A 19,409-nucleotide genomic window follows, 5' to 3' on the forward strand; every position below is an offset into this window, starting at 1 on the left:
AGTATAGCATAGAAATACTATTTTGCATCATAATTTCAAAGAAATTAAGTTTTCCCCATCTCTCCCTTTTCCAAAGTAAACCAAAAGTCCACTCCGGTTAAAGTATTTTTACAACCGCATTCCTGATGATGGCTATCCATAATGGCCTTTACAATACTAAGCCCCAGGCCGGAGCCGCCGTAGGAACGGGAATGGGCCTTATCCACCTTGTAAAATTTCTCAAATACTCTGGGTAAATCATCTTCGGGAATGGGATTTCCGGTATTTCGTACATGGATTTCCACCGTCTTTTGTCCTCGATTTTCCGTATAAACGCTGATTTGCTTCGGCTCTCCCACATGGTGAATAGCGTTTTGCAGATAATTCATCAAGACTTCTTCCACCTTGAATTCATCTCCCCAAAGGAAAAGCCCATCCGGAATATCCACCTCCACGGAAATCCCTTCCTGTTTCAAAAGAATCTCCATGGTGCTGAGTACCCCCTTGGTAAGCTTGGCCATATCCAGAAGGCTGAAATCCGGTAAATCCTTTCCCTGCTCCATGGCGGAAAGACTCATCAGCTCTTTTACCATATGGTTCATTCGCTTCGCCTCATCCACAATGACAGAGGAATAATAGGCTCTGCTTTCCTCGTCTTCGCAAAGCCCCTCTCCCAGTCCCTCCGCATAGCCCATAATCAGAGCAATAGGGGTTTTTAGTTCATGGGATACATTGGCCACAAATTCCTGTCTTTTCTGGTCGATGAGATTTTTGTTCTCTATATCGCTTTGCAGTTCATTGTTGGCTTTTTTTAAATCTCCTATGGTATCCTCCAGCCTTTGAGAAAGGCTGTTCATGGACTCTCCCAAAACCTCGATTTCCTCCAGATTGCTCCCCTGAAAACGGGCGGTGAAATCCAGTTGGCTCATCTTTTGGGAAAGTTTTGCCAGCTCCTTTAAAGGTCTTGTCACTCTTCGCCCGGTAAAATACACCGCCAAGGTACCGAAGAACAGAATACTGCCTCCTAAAAATAAGAGAAGATAGTTAAAGAAGGATACCGCTTCCCTTAAGCTGGCCAGGGGCATGGACATCATAAAGGAGGTACTGTTGTTGGAAAAATATCCCCAGGCCTCAAGGTACCCTGTCTCCTTGTTTTCCCCCTTGGTTTTCACAATGGAAAAATTATCCCCCTTATTCAAAATCTTCTGGGTATCTCCATCCGCCTTCCCAAAAATATAAGAATAAAGCCTGCGAATCAAAGACTGGGGATTGGCAGAGGAGGTATACACCCCGTCGCTACTGTCATCCATCACGATAATGGAGATATTTTCCTTCTCCGTTAAAAAGCGAACATATTTGCTGGCGGCAGTTTCCTTCCCTTCCTGGCTTTCCGCTTCCGTAGGAAAGTCCTTGGAAAATCCCTCTCCCTGCTGCAATATCCGATCCAGCTCCATATAAGCCTTCTCCAGCACATGCACCTTTCGTTTTTCATAAAGGCTTTCCAGAAAAAAGCTGTTTCCCACCAGAAGAAGAATCAAAAGCATGGAAAACACAAAGGCAAAAAGCAGGGTAAAGCGCCTTTGCAAACTGTTTCGTTTTCGACATTTTTCAGCCAAGATACCCTCCTATTCCACCTCGAATTTATAGCCCATGCCCCAAACCGTCTTGATATACTCTCCCTTGTCCATTAACTTGGCACGAAGCTTTTTCACATGGGTATCGATGGTTCTGGCATCTCCAAAGTAATCGTAGTTCCAAACGTTGTTAAGAATTTTTTCTCTGGACAAGGCAATACCCTTATTTTCCACAAAATACTGCAAAAGCTCATATTCCTTAAAGCTAAGCTCTATAGGCTTTCCGTCCACCGTAACGCTGTGGGCCGCCTCATCAATCACGATGCCTCCCACCTCCAAAAGCTCTTCCTTCTGCACCCCGGAACGGCGAAGTAAAGCTTCCACTCTCGCCACCAAAATCTTCGGGGAGAAGGGCTTGGAAATGTATTCATCCGCCCCGTAATCAAAGCCCTTTAACTCATCATTTTCCTCGGAACGGGCGGTCAGCATAATCACAGGAACTTTAGAATGCTCTCGAATGGTTTTCAAGGCCGTCCAACCGTCCATCTTAGGCATCATCACGTCTAAAATAATCAGGGCAATGCTTTTCTCCTTGAAAAATAAATCAATGGCTTCCTCTCCGTTTCCGGCCAAAAGCACTTCGTAGTCCTTCATTTTCAGAAAGTCCTTCAGCAATTTCTGCATTCTTTCTTCATCATCCACCACTAAAATCTTAATCTTTTCCATTTCGCCCCTTCCTACCCTCCTAAAAGCTCCGGAATAAAGCGGGAGGGTTTTACCTTTTTACTGTATCGTTCTTTTGTGACATAGATGTGAATTTTCTTTCTGGCTCTGGTCAATGCCACATAAAAGCTTCTTCTTTCTTCTTCCAGTTCTTCTTGGGTTTTGGCTCTTCCGTCCGGAATAATTCCCTCGATGCAGTCCGGCAAAAAGACCTCATCAAACTCCAATCCCTTTGCCCCGTGGTAGGTCATAATCCGAACCCCTTCCCCGCTTTCTTCCTTCTGCCTTTGCAGGCAGTCCGCATTAAATTTTTCCACAAATCGGAAAAAGGCTTCCACCCCTTCCGTCTGCTCCGCCATGGCCGTAAGCTCCTCCAAAAGACTTTGCAATTCCTCAAAGTCCCGATTTTTCTTCTTGGCAAAGCTTTCCAAATACTGCTCATAGCCCATATCTTTTCGGATATAGAGGATTCTTTCCTGTACCGGAAGCTCCTGCATTTTCTGAAGCTGAGCTTCCAAAAGAAGCAGGGCTCTTTCCTCTTTTCTTCCTCTGTAAGCCTTTTTCAAATCTGAAAAGGGCCTTTCTTCCCTTTGGATTTTCTCCCGAAGCAAGCCCCGATAGGGCTTATTCAGGATTTGCAGAAGCTCTCCCCTGCTTTCAATATTCATGCTCAGGCGAAGATAGGCCAAAAAATCCTTTCCCACAAAATGCTGAAAAACATTTTGCACCTCTTCCGTAAGGCTGTAGGGAATGCCCCTTTCCATAAAGAGAGGCAGTAAGGCGGGAATTTGCTTTCTGCTTCTGCATAGAATAGCCATCTCTTCCAAAGGACAGCCCTCTTCCTTCGCTTCTTCAATATGCCGGAGTAAAAGTCTTGCTTCTTCCTTTCCGGTGGCTAAGGCATAGTACTTGGCCTTTCCTCCGCTTCCCTGCCTGCCCTGTAGCTTCTTTTGAAAACGCTCCTTATTCTTTCCGATGAGCCTCTTGCTTAACTCCACAATTTCCCTATAGGAACGGAAATTATCACTTAAAAAAATCCTTTCGCAGTTCGGATAGTCCCTGGTAAAGGAGAGGAGAATACCGGGACTGGCTCCCCGAAAGCCGTAAATGCTTTGATCCTCATCTCCCACCACAAAGAGAGCATTGGGAGATTTTGCCAAAGCCTTGATAATCTCATACTGCACCAAAGAAAGGTCTTGGAACTCATCCACAAGGATGTGGGAAAAACGGCTTTGCCAGGCTTTCGCCAAGTCTCCTTTTTCCATGAAGATGCGGAGTACCTCTAAAAGCAGGTCCTCAAAATCCAGCTTTCCCCTCTTTTTCCTGCTCTCCTCATAAAAATGATAGAGGGCAAGAAAATCCTCCTGCTTCTCCTTTTGCAGGTAGGCAATTCTTTCCCTTTCTCCTATGGATTTAAAATAGGAAATCCGGGCAATCAGGCCGGGAAGCAGTTCCTGCACTTCCTCCCGAAGAATCCCCTTTTCCAAATAATATTGGGAAAGCCAGTCCATCTTCTCATAAAGGTTTACAAGATCTTCTTTTTTGTAGCCCAGGTCCTCTCGAAGTAGGGAAAAGCAAAGGGCATGGATGGTGGAAAATCTCGGTCTCCCTGCCCTAATCCCCATTTTCCGGAAAAAGCGTTCCTCCATCTCCTTACTGGAAGCTCTGGTAAAGGAAAGAAGCAGGATTTTTTCCGCCGGAACTCCCCTTTCCAAAAGGGTGCAAAGACGCTCCGTAAGCACGGTGGTTTTCCCGGAACCCGGCCCCGCCACCACCAGGGCCTTCTCCGCCCCTGTTTCTATTGCCTGTCTTTGCTCCCGGGTAAATTCCATGAATTCCTGCCTGCTCCTTTCCCAATGCACTGCCGTCTTTTATATTAAGAATTATAGGCTATTGGAGAAGTGGCTTCAATCTATTCTTAATTTACGCGCACAAAAAAAGACAAGGCAAGCCTTGTCTTTTCCTTAAAATCTTACTGCTTGGGAACCGCCACGAACACTTCCTCGTAAACTCTTCCCTTCTGGGTAAGGGCTCTGGCTTCCGCCATGGTGTCAAAGTAAATATCCACCATCTTTCCCTTTACACCGGAACCAATGTCTTCCACGGTATATACGGTATCACCGATAAAAATCTTGGTTCCCAGTGGCAGTACCGTTAAGTCTGCCGCAATGGTATGCTTCGCTTGAGTCTTTGCTCCGGAATAGGTCATTCCGTCTCCGCTGTATCCTACCAGCTGGAACTTTCCAAGGGATGCACCCTTTGTATAGTTTGCACTTTCTGCTGTTCCCTGACTGATTTCATTGGCAAGCCCTTCAGGGATATCGGTAAATTCAATAACATCTTCTTTGGCTACAGGGGGTGCTACCACTTCTTCCGCCCTTCCCACAATGGAAAAGGAAGAAAGTAACATCAGGCTACTCAAGGAAAAAACGATTCCTTTTTTGATTTGTTTAAGCATAAAAATCCTCCTTGCTTCCTGCATTCTAGCACAGAGGAATTCTGTTTTTCTTTCATTTATCTTACAAAATCGCAAAAAAATTCGTTTTTTATGAATTTCTGGTGATTTTCTCTAAAAAATCCTGCTTCTTTCCCCATAGAAAAAACACTAAAAAGAGTATTTCTTCCGGGACAGAGCATGAAAAAAGCTCTTAGGGCAAAAGATTCTCCGCCTGATTCGCCAATAGAAGCTCTAAAGCCAGGCTGTCAGAGATTCTTCCCTTTCTGTTCTCTTCTTCTAAACGAAGTAAACTATGGAAGAGATTTTGCAAGCCGGACTGAGTATAGGTTCTGGCCTGGCCGATATACTTTCGAACTCTCCAGGAATCCATGGAAAGCCGAGTTTCCATCTCTCTCTCCCGAAGTCCCTCTGTCAAATATTCTCTGACGATAAGAAGCTTTTCCACATTTTTCCGAATCAGATTCTGAATTTTCGCCGGTTTTTCCTCTAAACGTAGAAGGTCTCCGTAATATTGAAAGACCTTTTCCTGATCTCCCCGGCCTAAAGCTTCAATCAAATCAAAAACTCTGTCCTCAGGAAGCTTCTCCACCACTGCTTCCACCGCCTCTTGGGTGATTTCTTCCTCATCTCCGATATAGTCTACGCAGTTCTTACAGGCATTTACAATTCGATACAGACTGCTGCCGCTTCTGGATAGGAGGAGTCCAAGGACATTTTCCCGAATCTTCTTTCCTTCCTTTTTCAACTGCTGCAAAGCAAAACGCTGGAGAAAAGCCTGATCCTGCTCCATACAGGCAAGACAGAGTCCTCTCTCCTTCACCACCTTATAGAGACTGCTTCGTTTGTCTACTTTTTCTTCAATAAAGAGCAGCACTGTTTCTTTGGGGCTGTTTTTCAAATACTGAATAAAATCTTCTGAAAGTTTTTTTCTGCCGCTACTTTTCCCCTGAAAAACCATAAGTCGGTATGGGGCGAAGAAGGGCAGGGTTTCCACCGCGGAAATCAGTTCATCCGTAGGGGGAAGCTCCTCCACCACCATGCAGTTGATGCCTTCATTTTCCGAAAAGGCTTGGAAGAAGGCTTTCTTATAATAGGACAGCAAATAATCCTCCTCCCCATAGAGGAGATATAAGGGCAAAAAACTCTTCTCTTTTAGCTGTTCCTGAATCTTCTTCTGGGCATCCAGAAACTCTTCTCTTTCTCCTTTTTTGTATCCCAAGCTGTCCTCCTTGCCGAAAAAAATGCTCTGTGCTAAAGTGGAGAAAACATTGAAAGGAATCTCCATGGAAAAGTACCGTACCCTACTGGAATCATTTGAAAAACGAGGGAAAAAACCTCTTGCATTATATCTACATATCCCCTTCTGTGCAAGAAAATGTGCCTACTGCGATTTTCTCTCCTTTCCTTCCAGGGAGGAGCAAAAAATCGCCTACATGGCAAAGCTCCGAGAGGAATTGGAGTGGCGAAGCAGGGATTTTCAAAAGGGGCCGTATGAGGTCCTCTCCCTCTTTATCGGCGGAGGCACCCCCAGTGCCGTACCATACGAAGAAATTGAAAAGACCATGGAAGTGATCCGAAACTGCTATCCTATCTATTCCGATTGGGAAGCCAGCATTGAATGCAACCCGGAATCCGCAAGTAAGGAGGCTTTGGAAGCTTATCAACGCTCCGGTATTAACCGTCTGTCCTTTGGCTTACAAAGCACCCAAGAGGAGGAGCTTCGTTTTCTGGGAAGGGAGCATCAATTTTCCACCTTCCTTACCGCCTATCAGGAGGCCAGAAAGCTGGGCTTTAAAAATATCAGCATTGATTTAATGAACGGGATTCCCTTGCAGACTCCGGAAAGCTATAAAAAGACCTTGAAAAATATCAGTCTTTTAAAGCCGGAGCACCTTTCCATTTACAACTTAATCATCGAAAAAGGAACCCGCTTCTATGCCTTAGCCAAAGAAGGAAAGCTGCCCCTTCCCTCCGAGGAGGAGCTTTTGGAAATGGATGCCCTTACAAAGGAATGGACCGGTAAAATGGGGATGTCCCCCTACGAGGTCAGTAATTATGCCAAGGAGGGCTTTTTTTCCGTGCATAACTACGGCTACTGGTCCAATGTTCCCTACCTGGGCTTTGGTATTCATTCCTCTTCTTATTTTCAGCATAAGCGGTGGAAAAATACAAATAAGCTCCCCCTATACCTCTCTTTACCCTTTTTCGAAAAAGGAGATTCTTCCTCTGTCCAGTCGGGGCAAAGGCCTGTTGAAAAAAGCCTTGACGAGACTTCTTCCTCTTCTATTTTTCTAAGTTCACAAAAGCAAAAAAGCCGTCCCTCCATCGAGGAACAGCTTTGTGAAGATGTGCAAGTCTTAACGAAAGAAGAGGAAATGGAAGAGTTCTTCTACCTTGGCTTGCGAAGAACCGCCGGCGTTTCCGAAATCGACTTTGTGAAACGCTTTTCCGTTGATATGCATAAGATTTTCGGTGCTGTGCTGGAAAAGCAATGTGAGGAAGGCTATCTGCTCCATGACAATGCCCACTATCGTTTTACCGAAGTGGGCATGAATCTTTCCAACGTTTTGCTGGCAGAATTTTTACTTTAAAAACTTTCCGGAGGCTGGCTGCAAAAATCGCAGGGCTTACGGAGACATTATGACATCTAACGATCCCGGTAGATATCATTTTCCTCATCATACATCATAGCCTGATTTCTGCCATGATACTTTGCGTCATACAGAGCCCGATCTGCCCGTTTTACCACCTCTTCCGCATCCTCATCGCTTTCATGAAAGCCGGAATAGCCTATGGAAACGGTCATATTCAGCTCTTCCTCTCCATGCTTAATCGGGTGGCTTGCCACCGCTTCACAAATTTTGTTACAAACCTTTTCCGCATAAAGATCATTTAAATCATACAGTACACAAAGGAACTCATCTCCTCCCCATCGAATCACATCGTCGGAGGAACGCACCGTCTCCTGAATCACCTTCACCAAGTGCTGTAGACATTGGTCTCCAAAGCTGTGGCCGTAGCGGTCATTATAGCTCTTGAAATAATCCACATCCATCATCAAAATCTTGGCATTGACTCCTATGGTTTTATAACGGTTATAACTATGCTCCAAGATACGCTTTCCGGCCTTTCGGCTTTTTGCCCCGGTAAGCTCATCCATGGCATTTTCCTCTGAAAGCTCCTGAATTCTGGAAACATACTTCCGTCTGGAACGGTAAAACAGCACCAGATTCAAAGACACAATCACAAAGGTGAAAATACCGCCTAAAAAGAACAGAATTCGATAGTTAATCTTCTGTATGGTTTTATCCATGAAATGGACATCCTTCTTAATATCCTCCACATCCAAATCCATGGAAATAACCCAGTCATAGGGCTTATAAAGCTTAGAGTAGATGATTTTTTCATCCACCTCTTCTCCCGCCTCATTACGGAAAACGATCTTGGTAAAAACCTGTCCATCCCGTAGAATTCCATCTAATTCTTCCTTATTATGAAAAATTCCGGAAAGCTTCTCGTTGGTGGAAAGGTATTTCCCCTCCATGCTCTTGTCTCTGGGGTGCATCAGGGTTACTGCATAATTGTCTCCCCCTTCATAGTTCAAGACCTTTTTCACCCAGATATAACTGTTTTCCCCGTAATAATGCTGGTCAATACTTTGTCGGAAAAGCTTTTCCGCCTGCTCTTTCGGCAAAGCATCATGCAGATCATCCAAATCCTGCACCAAGTTATCTACCGTTTGCTGAATATAGGCCTTTTTCTGATCCAGGGTGATTCCCACCATGGATCTCCGGTAAGAGGTCCGGATATAGACCAAAAGCAAAAACAAAAACAGAATAGCCTGTGTAGAAGCTATCACAATTAAAAACGCAACTGAGCCTATTCCCTTTTCTTCTTCTTTTTTATTCATCTTCTTCCTTTAGTTTTTCTCTGTAGAAAGGGCAGAATAAGCTCCTGTACTTTCCCTGATTTTTCGGACAATGTCCTTTCCCCGGCACTTCCCTGTGCAGGGCGTTTACTTACTGAATATGGCGAATCCAACCCTCCGGGGCTTCCATTTCTCCATCCTGTATCGCAATAAGGGTTCTATATAACTCATCCATAATTTTTCCGGGCTTCTCCATACCGCTGGGGAAGCAAATTTCTTCCTCATGATTCTGAATTTTACCTACCGGAGAAATCACTGCTGCGGTACCGCAAAGTCCGCACTCCTTAAAGCTTTTCAGTTCCTCCAAACGGACAGCTCTCTCCTCCACCGGAATGTGAAGAATATGCTCTGCCACGTAGATTAAAGATTTTCTGGTAATGGAAGGTAGAATAGAATCGGACTTCGGTACCACCAAACGATCCTTTTCATCTACGAAAAGCACATTGGCACCACCGGTTTCTTCCACAAACTCCCGCTTTCCCGCATCCAGATAAAGATTTTCCGTAAATCCCTTTTCCACCGCAATTTCATGGGAATGTAAACTCATAGCATAGTTTAATCCTGCCTTAATGGCTCCGGTTCCATGGGGAGCCGCCCGGTCAAAATCGGAAATCATCAGTGCGATGGGTACCGCCCCTCCCTTAAAATAAGGGCCAACAGGAGTGGTAAAAATACGGAAGGTATATTCATCCGCAGGCTTTACCCCGATGACGATGCCGGAGGCAAATTCATAGGGACGGATATACAGAGTCGCTCCGGATCCAAAGGGAGGAACCCAGTCCGCGTTGGCTTTTACGGTTTCATCCAAGGCCTCTAAGAAACGATCCTGGGGAAATCCCGGCATCTCCAGAAATTCAGCGGAATGAAACATTCTTTCCGCATTCATATCCGGACGGAAGCAGACGATGGAGCCATCCTTCCAGCGATAGGCCTTTAAGCCTTCAAACACCTGCTGGCAATACTGCAGAATTCCTGCGGACTCATTGAGCACCACGTTACTGTCTTCGCTAAGACAGCCTGCATCCCAAGCCCCCTCCTTCCAATAGGAAATGTAACGCTTATCGGTTTTATGATATGCGAACCCAATGTTTGCGTAATCCAAGTTCTTTGCCATCTTCTTACTCCTCCTATTATTCTCGTCTACTTTTCTTACTATTATTAATATTGTTTCAAAATGAATGGAAAAAATGCCGTCTAGTCCTCATCCAGCTTTAGCACGGACATGAAAGCGCTTTGGGGAATTTCCACGTTACCGAACTGTCGCATACGCTTCTTTCCTTCCTTCTGCTTCTCCAAAAGCTTCTTCTTTCGAGAAATATCTCCGCCGTAGCACTTAGCCAAAACGTCCTTTCGAAGGGCTTTCACAGTTTCTCTTGCCACCACATGACCGCCGATTGCCGCCTGAATGGGAATCTCAAAAAGCTGTCTGGGAATTTCATTCTTCAGCTTCTCGCACATTTTCTTTCCTCTTTCGTAGGCAGAGCCTGCGTGGACAATGAAGGAAAGGGCATCAATCTGCTGCTTGTTCACCAAAATATCCAGCTTCACCATCTTACCTTCCTGATAGCCCTTTAATTCATAGTCGAAGCTTGCATAGCCCCGGCTCCTGGATTTTAGGGCATCAAAGAAGTCATAGATAATCTCGTTTAAGGGTAAATCATACTTCAAAACCGCTCTGGTTTGATCAATGTATTCCGTACTCTTATAGATGCCTCTTCGCTCCTGACAAAGAGTCATAATGGCTCCCACAAATTCCGAGGTCACCATAATTTCCGCCTCTACAATGGGTTCTTCCATATAGGCAATCTCCGCCGGATCCGGAAGATTGGAAGGATTGGTCAGCTCCATCATGGAGCCGTCCGTCTTATACACATGGTAAATAACGGAGGGCGCCGTGGTTACTAGATCCAAATCGTACTCTCTTTCCAATCTTTCCTGTACCACATCCAGATGCAGTAAGCCTAAAAATCCGCAGCGAAAGCCGAAGCCCAAAGCCGCAGAGGTTTCCGCCTCATAATTCAGTGCCGCGTCATTTAATTGCAGCTTTTCCAAAGCATCCCGAAGATCCGGATATTTCTGGCTGTCAGAGGGATAGATTCCACAGTATACCATGGACTGCACCTTCTTATAACCGGGAAGGGCTTCCTTCGCAGGCTTATCCACAGTGGTGACCGTATCACCTACTCTAGCATCCCGGATATTTTTAATGGATGCGGTAATATAGCCTACCATACCGGGAGTCAATTCCTCCCCGGGGATAAACTGTCCCGGCGCAAAGGTTCCCACCTCTGTTACGGTAAATTCCGCACCGGTGGCCATGAAACGAATATTGCTGCCCTTTTTAACGCTACCTTCCTTAATTCTGCAGAAAATGATAACCCCCTTATAGCTGTCATATAAGGAGTCAAACACCAGGGCCTGCAAGGGATTCTCAATAGAACCGCCGGGAGGAGGAAGACGCTTTACCACCGCTTCCAATACCTCTTTCACATTCAAACCGGTTTTCGCGGAAATTCGGGGAGCATCCAGGGCTTCAATCCCGATAACGTCCTCAATTTCATGGGCTACCAGATCCGGATCCGCAGAGGGCAGGTCTACTTTATTGATGACCGGAATAATTTCCAGATTATGATCTAAAGCCAAATAGGTATTGGCCAAAGTCTGGGCTTGAATTCCCTGTGTGGCATCCACCACCAAAATAGCGCCGTCACAGGCCGCTAATGCACGGCTTACCTCATAGTTAAAGTCCACGTGTCCGGGAGTATCGATAAGATTGAAGATGTATTCTTCCCCATCCTCCGCCTTATACACAATACGAACGGTCTGGGATTTGATGGTGATTCCTCGTTCCCGCTCAATGTCCATATTGTCCAGAACCTGAGACTGCATCTCTCTTTCCGTCAAGGTGCCTGTCATTTCAATGATACGATCCGCCAAAGTGGATTTTCCGTGATCGATATGGGCGATAATACAAAAATTGCGAATTCGCTCTTGCTTAATTTTTTCCATTCTGTCTCCTATAAAGAATGAATAGGGGGTTCCTTTCCTAAATCTAAGGCATATCCCCCATAAAACTCATCTTTCATGCAATAGAATCATTCGGAACTATACCATAAGAAGGAAGATTTTTCCACAAAATGCTATTGCTGTATTTCCCTACTGTATTTATACTACATTTTATCTCTGTATTTCCTTTATTTTTCTGCATACACGCCTTGACAGTTCTAGCTGTTTTCGCTATTATTGTTGCGTATGTTTTCAAACTGTCCGTGTCCAGATATTTGAAAACAAGAGAGAATACAAGAATACATTCTATTTTGTTCCCATAGGATTTTGTTTTCCGCGGCAGGAAAGTCTTATGGAAGAAAGGGTTTTAATCATGGCAAATATCAAATCTGCAAAAAAGAGAATTCAGGTAGCGGCACAGAGAAATGAAAGAAACAAGGCAATCCGTTCCGAAGTTAAGACTTACATGAAGAAGGTTTTCACTGCTGTAGAAGCCGGTGACAAGGCAACTGCCGAGACCATGCTGGTTAAGGCACAGAAGAAGATTGCAATGGCACGTAGCAAGGGCATCTACAAGGCTAACAACGCTTCTCGTAAGATTTCTCAGATTTACACAGCTGTAAACAAGATGCAGTAAACTGCACAAAAAGGCTCCCCTATTTTGGGGAGTTTTTTTATTGCTTTTTTCCGGCTTTGGCATTAGGATAGAGAAAATATCTTTTTATTTTCAATATTTTCTTTACGGCTTCCCTACCGCTAACTTTTCTTTTTCGCATTTATTTTGCATTCTTTTTGCATTCACAGGCTATTCATCATCCATAATATTTATCTTTAACTTCTTCTATCTAAGGAGCACAATATGTTTCTTTCCCGTCCCCTATTCTTTTTGGCTCTCTTTGCCCTTTTGGGAGAATTGATTCTTACTCCTGAAATTCCTTTTTCTTACCGTTTCTTATTTCTCTTTTTCCTGTTGTTTCTCTTCCTCTTTCTCTTCCGGAAAAAGAAAAATCGACTGTTTTTTTGCTCCCTCCTTTGCCTGACCCTGTTTATGCTAAACTTCTATTCCGTAAATCATCGTTACCGGGCGGAAAGGGAAAGCATTGGTTATATCCTTCCTTTACAGGCTGTACTGAGAGGCAAGGTGATGTATGTCGAGGAGCAGGAAAAGAAATGGAAGCTCCTTCTCAGCGCCTGTATCGTAGATACCGCCTTGGAAAATAAGAATTCTTCTTTAAAGAATGAAGAAAAATATCAAAAAAGAAATGATCTGCACTTTCAAAAGCTGATTCTTTATCTCCCGAAGGAATCCACCGGGGAAGGCTCTATGCACCTTCCGCTTCCGGGACAAATCTGCTCTGTAAAAGGTCATTTTTTAGAGCTTAGCCCTGCCACCAACGAAGGGGAGTTTTCTCTCCCCTCCTATTATAAGGGGGAAGGAATTTCCGGTGTATTTCAAGCCAAGACTATAGAGCTGGTCCGGGGAGAGTCCTCCCCCTTTGCCAAAGAGTTGTTCACTCTGAAGCAAAGCCTTGGAAACAGAATAGATGCACTTTATCCGGAAGACCCGGCAGGCTTTTTAAAAAGTCTATTCTTGGGAGAACGCTCAGGAATCACCTTATCGGAAAAAAGCCTCTATCAAAGTGCCGGTATCTCCCATATTCTGGCCATATCCGGCCTGCATCTTTCTCTTCTGGGAGGTTTTTTCTACCGGCTGCTTCGGAAAATAAAGCTATCTTCCCTACTTTCCTCTCTTATCACTTCCTTCTTTCTTTTCTCCTATTTTCTTTTTACCGGTTCTTCCCACTCCGCCTTTCGGGCTCTTTTCATGCTTTTTCTCCGTTTTGCCGCCATACAGCTTGGCAAAGGAAAGGATCTGCTTTCTCAGCTTTCCTTCGCTTTACTGTTTTTACTTTGGCTGAATCCTCTCTCCCTCTATTCCATCGGCATGCAGTGCTCCTTTTTCACCCTCTTTGTTTTCTTTCTTTTAGAAGAAAGGCCCGGAAAAGCAGTTCGAAAAAAGAAAGAAAAAGCCCTTTCCAAATTTTGTAAAAAGCATGCGCTTGGCTTTTCCAAGCATCCCTCTCTTCTTTTGAAATTTCCTGCTTATCTTTCCAAGCTTATTCCCTGCTTACTTTCTACTCTACCCCATCGTTTACAAGGCAGCTTCCTTTTTTATCTGGCTATGCTCCCCCTTTTTTCCTTAACCCAGTTCTCTTTTCCCCTATATGCCCCTTTATTAAACCTGCTTCTACTCCCGCTCCTTCCCTTTTTCTTTCTCCTTGGGGCAGTATCTATCTTTCTTTCCTATCTGCCGGAGCGGGATTTTCTACTTCTTCGTCTTTTTAGCTTTTCTTCCCGATTTCTGCTAAACCTTCTGTTCCAAATTTTTCACCTTTTCATGGAAAAAAGCCTTACTCTCCCCTTTTCTCAGATTCTCCTTGGGAAAATGCAAGCACTCTCTGTGATATTTTATTTTCTTTTTCTCTACCTTCTCTTTTTCTTTCCCAAAGCAAAAAGCTTGTCCCTTTTGCTCTCCCTGGGCTTTTTACTTTCCCTTCCTCTCTACCTGCCCAAGCCCCCTAAGGAACTGGAAATTGCCGCCCTTGATGTGGGGCAGGGTGACGGCTTTGTCCTTCGAAAAGGAGCTCTGGTCTTTACCATCGATAACGGTTCCACCAGCAAGAACTTATTTCCGGAACAGATTTTCTTTCCCTATTGTAAGGCTAAAAGAATTCAGCATATCGATTATGCTCTGCTCACCCACTGTGACCGGGATCATATCAGCGGTATACAGGCTCTCTTGGAAAAGAATCCCTCAATAAGCTTATCCCATTTAATTCTTCCTGCCTCCGCCTTGCAGGATCATCGTTATGACTTGTTAAAGCGTTTGGCCTACAATCACGGAGCGGATGTTTCTTATTGGCAAAAGGGAGATGAACTGGTCTTTTCCGAACAGGGAATCTGTCTTTCCGCGAAAAAAACTGCTTGGGCAGAAAGTCCCTCTACAAGCAAAAAAAGAGGCCCCGATACTAAGGGGCATCAGCTTCATATTCGTTGTTTTTATCCCAATGATGCTTCATATATGGAAGAAGCTAATGCTCACTCCATAGGCTGTCTTTTGGAGTATGGACATTTTCGTATGCTTTTCACCGGAGATATGCCTAAGGAGTCCGAGGAGGCAATATTGGAAAATTGCAGGGAGATGGAAGCATCTCCCATAGTCGATGTTTTGAAGCTCGCTCATCACGGCTCCAAAACCTCCTCCTGCCCCAGTTTTCTGTCAGAAACCCGGGCAAAATTTGCCTTATTTTCCTATGGAAAGAAGAATCGCTACGGACATCCTCACAAAAGCACTGTGGAAAACTGTAAGAAGTATCGGCTCTTTCCTTTGGAAACGGCCAAGCTGGGAGAAATTCTCATCAAAACAAATGGAGAGCAGTTTGAAATCACTGCTCCCCAAGCTTAAGTATTTTCCAAAGCATCCGGACGCTTAATCACAGCAGCGCCAAGACCATTCTCTCCAATATGACAGGATATCAGTAAGGACAAAGGAGAAATCACAATTTCTTCCTCGTAACGATTGGGGAAGGTCTCCGCAAGCTGTGTGCGAAACTCTTCCGCCTGGGCCAGATTGTCCGTATATGCTACAGCAATATAGGACTTTCTAGCCTCCGAATCTCCCATTCGTTCCAGACTATCCTTCAAGCCTTCAATAATGGCTTCCCGTACCTGTCTTTCCGTCCTTACCTTCTTAAAGGAGTCTAATTTTCCTCCCTTATTGATGGATAGAACCGGTTTAATCTGTAAAAGACTGCCGATGGCTGCGGCTACCGGAGTTATTCTGCCTCCCCGCTTAAGATACTTCAAGGTACTTACCCCGATATAAATGCCGTTATCTCCCGCAATAGAATTCAAAAGATGCTGTATAGCCTTCCCGGTATATCCCTTCTCCGCCAATTCCTTGGCAAAAAGGCAGTGCATTCTCTGGGTAACCGAAACCCCTCTGCTATCTGAAACAAATACTCTGTCCAAATAGGGTTCTTCCTGGGAAAGCATCAGAGCTGTCTGGGTGGAACCGGACAGTCCGGAGCTTAGCGGAACATGAACGATTTCATCATTTTCCAAAAGCAGGGCATCCCAGGCCTTCATAAGGCTTTCCATGGAGGGCTGGGAAGTGGAAACTTCCTCCCCCTCTGCCAGCTTTTCAAAAAAAAGCTCCCGACTCATATTGATTCCTTCAAAGTACTCCTGATCTCCCATTCGAAAGGGCATGGGAACTACGGTAATCCCGAATATCTCACTTTCTTCCTTCCGTATTCCCGATCCGGAATCTGTACAGATTCCTATTTTCATGAATAACTCCTTCCAGGTACTCTAGCGTCCTTACTTCTAAGCTTCTCTATACTTCCGTCCTTGGCTATACTTCCGTCCTTGGCTATACTTCCGTCCTTGGCTACACTTCTATCCTTGGCTACGCTTCTGTCCTTGGCTATACTTCCGACCTTGGATATGTTGCCACTCTACGCTATACTTCTTTACTTCTCCAGCAGGCTCTTTCCTGTCATTTCCTTCGGCTTTGGAATACCCATCAAATCCAAAAGGGTTGGAGTTACATCCGCAAGGCATCCCCCTTCCTTCAGCTTTAACGACTTGTCCGCTGCCACAAGAATGAAAGGTACCGGATTGGTGGTATGGGCGGTATAGGGCTCTCCCGTCTTCTCGTCCACCATCATATCCGCATTTCCGTGATCGGCCAGAATGAAGAGATTACCTCCCACTTCCTGCACAGCCTCCACAACCTTTCCCACGCACTCATCCACCACTTCAATAGCCTTGATGGCTGCAGGAAGAACACCGGTATGTCCTACCATATCCGGATTGGCAAAGTTTGCCACAATAGCATCATATTTTCCGGAACGAATCGCCTCTGTAAGCTTCTCCGTTACCGTGTAACAGCTCATCTCCGGCTTTAAATCATAGGTTGCCACATCCTTGGGAGAGGGAACCAGAATACGATCTTCACCGCTAAAGGGCTCTTCCTTTCCTCCATTAAAGAAGAAGGTAACATGAGCATATTTCTCCGTTTCCGCAATACGAAGCTGAGTCTTTCCCAGGGAGGACAGATACTCTCCGTAGGTATTGGAAATTTCTTCCTTATGGAAAGCCACTTCCTTATTGGGAATAGTGGGGTCATAGTCGGTGAAGCAGACAAAATATACCTCTTTTCTTGCCCCACGGTTAAAGAAGCTAAAGTCATCATCACAGAAGCAATGACAGATCTCTCTTGCTCTATCCGGACGGAAGTTAAAGAAAATGCAAGCATCTCCGTCAGAAATAAGATGAGTCGCTCCATTTTTCTCAATTACCGTAGGTAATACGAATTCATCAAAAACTTCCTTGGCGTAGGACGCACTGATAGCCTCCTCTACGGAAGACGCCTTCTCACCGATTCCTTGGGTCATCGCCAGGTAAGCCTTTTCCACTCTGTCATAGTTTTTGTCTCTATCCATAGCATAGTATCTTCCGGCAATGCTGGCTACCTCTCCCACACCGATTTCCTGCATTTTCTTTTCAATCTGCATAAGGAAATGCTTTCCGGAATCGGGAGGAGTATCTCTTCCATCCAAAAAGGCATGAAGATAAACCTTCTTCAGACCGGCACGCTTTGCCAGCTCTAAAAGTCCATAAATATGTTCAATGTGGGAATGCACACCTCCGTCGGACAAAAGGCCCATAAAATGTAAGGCGGAGTCCTTTTTCTTGCAATGCTCCACAGCGCCCTTTAAGGCAGCATTTTCAAAAAAATCTCCATCCTGAATAGCCTTGGAAATACGGGTCAATTCCTGATAAACAATTCTGCCCGCTCCCATGTTCATGTGTCCAACCTCGGAATTTCCCATCTGTCCGTCGGGAAGTCCTACAGCCAGGCCGGAAGCCTGTCCTTCCACATAGGGATAGTCCTTTTTCAAATGATCCATTACCGGCGTATTCGCCAAAGCAATAGCATTTCCCTCTTTACTCTTCCGATCTCCGTAGCCGTCCAGGATTAATAAAACTGTACTTTTTTTCATTGCAACGCCTCTTTCTCTATCTCTACTTTTCTCTATACAAAATGTGCTTTGCCATCTTCCTTTTTCTTTTATTTTGCTTGGAAAACAGCAGTCTTAAGGATTCATCCCTAAGCTTAGAGTCTAGCCTAAACTTTTCCTTCCGTCAATGCATGCTTTCACGGATTCTGCCCTCCGGCAATGAAAAAAATATTAATTTTTCTAGTTTCATACAATTCCTTTCTGTCCATATAAGAAAGGAGTATTTCACACATAAAAAAATCCACAAGTCTCTTCCTCTTTGTCCGGAAAAGACTGTGGATTTATAAAACAGATGCTTACTTTTACTGAATAGAATTTCTGTACTTTTTCTATCAGATGAAGTACTTTTTAATAGTTGTCAGCCTTACGCTCAAAGTAAGCCTTAGGATGATTGCAGCATGGGCAAGTCTCAGGTGCTTCCTCTCCTTCATAGATGAAACCGCAGTTTCTGCAGTGCCACAGAGTAGGCTGCTCAGCCTTAAAGGTGGTATCATCCAAGATTCCCTGTAAAAGCTGTAAGAAACGCTCTTCGTGAGTCTTCTCCACCTGAGCAACAAGACGGAACTTTGCTGCAAGCTCCTGGAAGCCTTCCTTTGCTGCAACTTCTGCAAAGCTCTTATACATATCGGTCCACTCATAATGCTCACCGGCAGCTGCTGCCTTTAAGTTCTCCTGGGTGTTTCCGATTCCGCCGCCAAGTCCTGCCAGCTCCTTAAACCACATCTTTCCGTGGTATTCCTCATTGGCCGCAGTCTCCTCTAAGATTGCTGCAATCTGCTGATAACCGTCCTTCTTTGCCTGAGAAGCAAAATAAGTATACTTGTTTCTTGCCTCAGACTCTCCTGCAAAGGCTGTCCATAAATTCTTCTCTGTTTCTGTTCCCTTATAATTTGCCATACTGCTCTCCTTTCCCGACAAGCATACTCGCCTGTCTAAAAATTGAAACAGAGGAGCGCTCCTCCTCTGTTCCAAGACTCAACCTGCGCTATTACAAAAGCATTTTATAATAGCTATAAGAAAAAACAAGTTTTTCCTTTGTACAATCTGCTGTCCTTTCTCCAAATATCGAAAGGGCAAGCACTACGGTGTTACCAACTGTTGTGATTAGCTGAAGTATCTCTTCAACAGACCCTGGAATGCCTTACCGTGTCTAGCCTCGTCACGAGCCATCTCGTGAACAGTATCATGGATAGCATCCAAATCCTGAGCCTTAGCTCTCTTTGCAAGGTCAACCTTACCTGCAGTAGCACCGTTCTCAGCCTTTACACGAGCGATAAGGTTCTCTTTTGTGGAAGGAGATACAACCTCTCCTAAGAGCTCTGCGAAACGAGATGCGTGATCTGCCTCTTCGAAAGCAGCCTGTCTGTAGTAATCACCAACCTCAGGGTATCCCTCTCTGTAAGCTGCTCTACTCATAGCAAGGTACATACCAACCTCACAGCACTCTCCCTCGAAGTTAGCTCTTAAATCCTTCTTGATATCCTCGGAAACATCCTTAGCTACTCCGATTACATGCTCTGCTGCCCATGTAAGCTCTCCGCTCTGCTCAACGAACTTGTCGCTGCTAGCCTTACATACCGGACACTTCTCAGGAGCAGTCTCTCCCTCATAAACATAACCACATACTGAACAAACCCAAGTCTTCATAACTT

At 44.8% G+C, this 19,409-nt stretch carries 15 protein-coding genes; 3 read left to right on the top strand and 12 right to left on the bottom strand.

Features of this window, described 5'->3' with window-relative positions; all coding sequences use genetic code 11:
- Nucleotides 1-44: 44 nt before the first annotated feature.
- The 5 genes from HNQ46_RS04245 to holA all read right to left on the bottom strand — a co-directional run bounded on the left by HNQ46_RS04245 (nucleotide 45) and on the right by holA (nucleotide 5,953).
- Nucleotides 45-1,595: a sensor histidine kinase gene (locus HNQ46_RS04245; RefSeq protein WP_183683311.1), complete on the bottom strand. Its 1,551-nt coding sequence runs from the start codon at nucleotides 1,593-1,595 to the stop codon at nucleotides 45-47.
- 9 nt (nucleotides 1,596-1,604) lie between these two features.
- Entirely contained in the window at nucleotides 1,605-2,279 is a 675-nt protein-coding gene (locus HNQ46_RS04250) for a response regulator transcription factor (protein ID WP_007157985.1), read from the bottom strand.
- Between the two features lie 11 nt (nucleotides 2,280-2,290).
- Nucleotides 2,291-4,108, bottom strand: a complete 1,818-nt coding sequence (locus tag HNQ46_RS04255; RefSeq protein ID WP_183683313.1) for an ATP-dependent helicase — start codon at nucleotides 4,106-4,108, stop codon at nucleotides 2,291-2,293.
- Between the two features lie 140 nt (nucleotides 4,109-4,248).
- Nucleotides 4,249-4,734: a 3D domain-containing protein gene (locus tag HNQ46_RS04260; RefSeq protein WP_243155844.1), complete on the bottom strand. Its 486-nt coding sequence runs from the start codon at nucleotides 4,732-4,734 to the stop codon at nucleotides 4,249-4,251.
- 190 nt (nucleotides 4,735-4,924) lie between these two features.
- Nucleotides 4,925-5,953: a DNA polymerase III subunit delta gene (gene holA, locus HNQ46_RS04265; protein ID WP_183683317.1), complete on the bottom strand. Its 1,029-nt coding sequence runs from the start codon at nucleotides 5,951-5,953 to the stop codon at nucleotides 4,925-4,927.
- A gap of 64 nt (nucleotides 5,954-6,017) precedes the next feature.
- On the opposite strand from holA, the gene hemW reads away from it, so the two are divergent.
- Nucleotides 6,018-7,325: a radical SAM family heme chaperone HemW gene (hemW, locus tag HNQ46_RS04270; protein ID WP_183683319.1), complete on the top strand. Its 1,308-nt coding sequence runs from the start codon at nucleotides 6,018-6,020 to the stop codon at nucleotides 7,323-7,325.
- A gap of 56 nt (nucleotides 7,326-7,381) precedes the next feature.
- Here the strand turns inward: hemW and HNQ46_RS04275 are convergent, their stop codons facing one another.
- The 3 genes from HNQ46_RS04275 to lepA form a co-directional block, all read right to left on the bottom strand.
- Nucleotides 7,382-8,644, bottom strand: a complete 1,263-nt coding sequence (locus HNQ46_RS04275; protein WP_007157990.1) for a sensor domain-containing diguanylate cyclase — start codon at nucleotides 8,642-8,644, stop codon at nucleotides 7,382-7,384.
- Nucleotides 8,645-8,753: 109 nt separating this feature from the next.
- Nucleotides 8,754-9,818 carry a branched-chain amino acid aminotransferase gene (locus tag HNQ46_RS04280; RefSeq protein ID WP_315272257.1) on the bottom strand — a complete coding sequence of 355 codons (1,065 nt, stop codon included), beginning with the start codon at nucleotides 9,816-9,818 and terminating at the stop codon, nucleotides 8,754-8,756.
- Between the two features lie 38 nt (nucleotides 9,819-9,856).
- Nucleotides 9,857-11,671, bottom strand: coding sequence for a translation elongation factor 4 (gene lepA / locus HNQ46_RS04285; RefSeq protein ID WP_183683323.1), 1,815 nt, complete (start codon nucleotides 11,669-11,671; stop codon nucleotides 9,857-9,859).
- 370 nt (nucleotides 11,672-12,041) lie between these two features.
- On the opposite strand from lepA, the gene rpsT reads away from it, so the two are divergent.
- Nucleotides 12,042-12,305: a 30S ribosomal protein S20 gene (rpsT, locus tag HNQ46_RS04290; protein ID WP_040649565.1), complete on the top strand. Its 264-nt coding sequence runs from the start codon at nucleotides 12,042-12,044 to the stop codon at nucleotides 12,303-12,305.
- Between the two features lie 222 nt (nucleotides 12,306-12,527).
- Nucleotides 12,528-15,134: a ComEC/Rec2 family competence protein gene (locus tag HNQ46_RS04295; protein ID WP_183683326.1), complete on the top strand. Its 2,607-nt coding sequence runs from the start codon at nucleotides 12,528-12,530 to the stop codon at nucleotides 15,132-15,134.
- Here the strand turns inward: HNQ46_RS04295 and HNQ46_RS04300 are convergent.
- The 4 genes from HNQ46_RS04300 to HNQ46_RS04315 all read right to left on the bottom strand — a co-directional run bounded on the left by HNQ46_RS04300 (nucleotide 15,131) and on the right by HNQ46_RS04315 (nucleotide 19,404).
- Nucleotides 15,131-16,021, bottom strand: a complete 891-nt coding sequence (locus HNQ46_RS04300; RefSeq protein ID WP_183683328.1) for a DegV family protein — start codon at nucleotides 16,019-16,021, stop codon at nucleotides 15,131-15,133. The genes HNQ46_RS04295 and HNQ46_RS04300 overlap by 4 nt on opposite strands.
- 182 nt (nucleotides 16,022-16,203) lie before the next feature.
- On the bottom strand, nucleotides 16,204-17,739 hold the full coding sequence (gpmI, locus tag HNQ46_RS04305; RefSeq protein ID WP_040649516.1) for a 2,3-bisphosphoglycerate-independent phosphoglycerate mutase: 1,536 nt from the start codon (nucleotides 17,737-17,739) through the stop codon (nucleotides 16,204-16,206).
- A 366-nt stretch (nucleotides 17,740-18,105) separates the two neighbouring features.
- Nucleotides 18,106-18,654: a rubrerythrin gene (rbr, locus tag HNQ46_RS04310; RefSeq protein ID WP_183683330.1), complete on the bottom strand. Its 549-nt coding sequence runs from the start codon at nucleotides 18,652-18,654 to the stop codon at nucleotides 18,106-18,108.
- Between the two features lie 207 nt (nucleotides 18,655-18,861).
- Entirely contained in the window at nucleotides 18,862-19,404 is a 543-nt protein-coding gene (locus HNQ46_RS04315; RefSeq protein WP_183683332.1) for an NADH peroxidase, read from the bottom strand.
- Between the last annotated feature and the right edge of the window lie 5 nt (nucleotides 19,405-19,409).

This window comes from Oribacterium sinus (assembly GCF_014202695.1).
GTDB classification, from domain to species: Bacteria; Bacillota; Clostridia; order Lachnospirales; family Lachnospiraceae; genus Oribacterium; species Oribacterium sinus.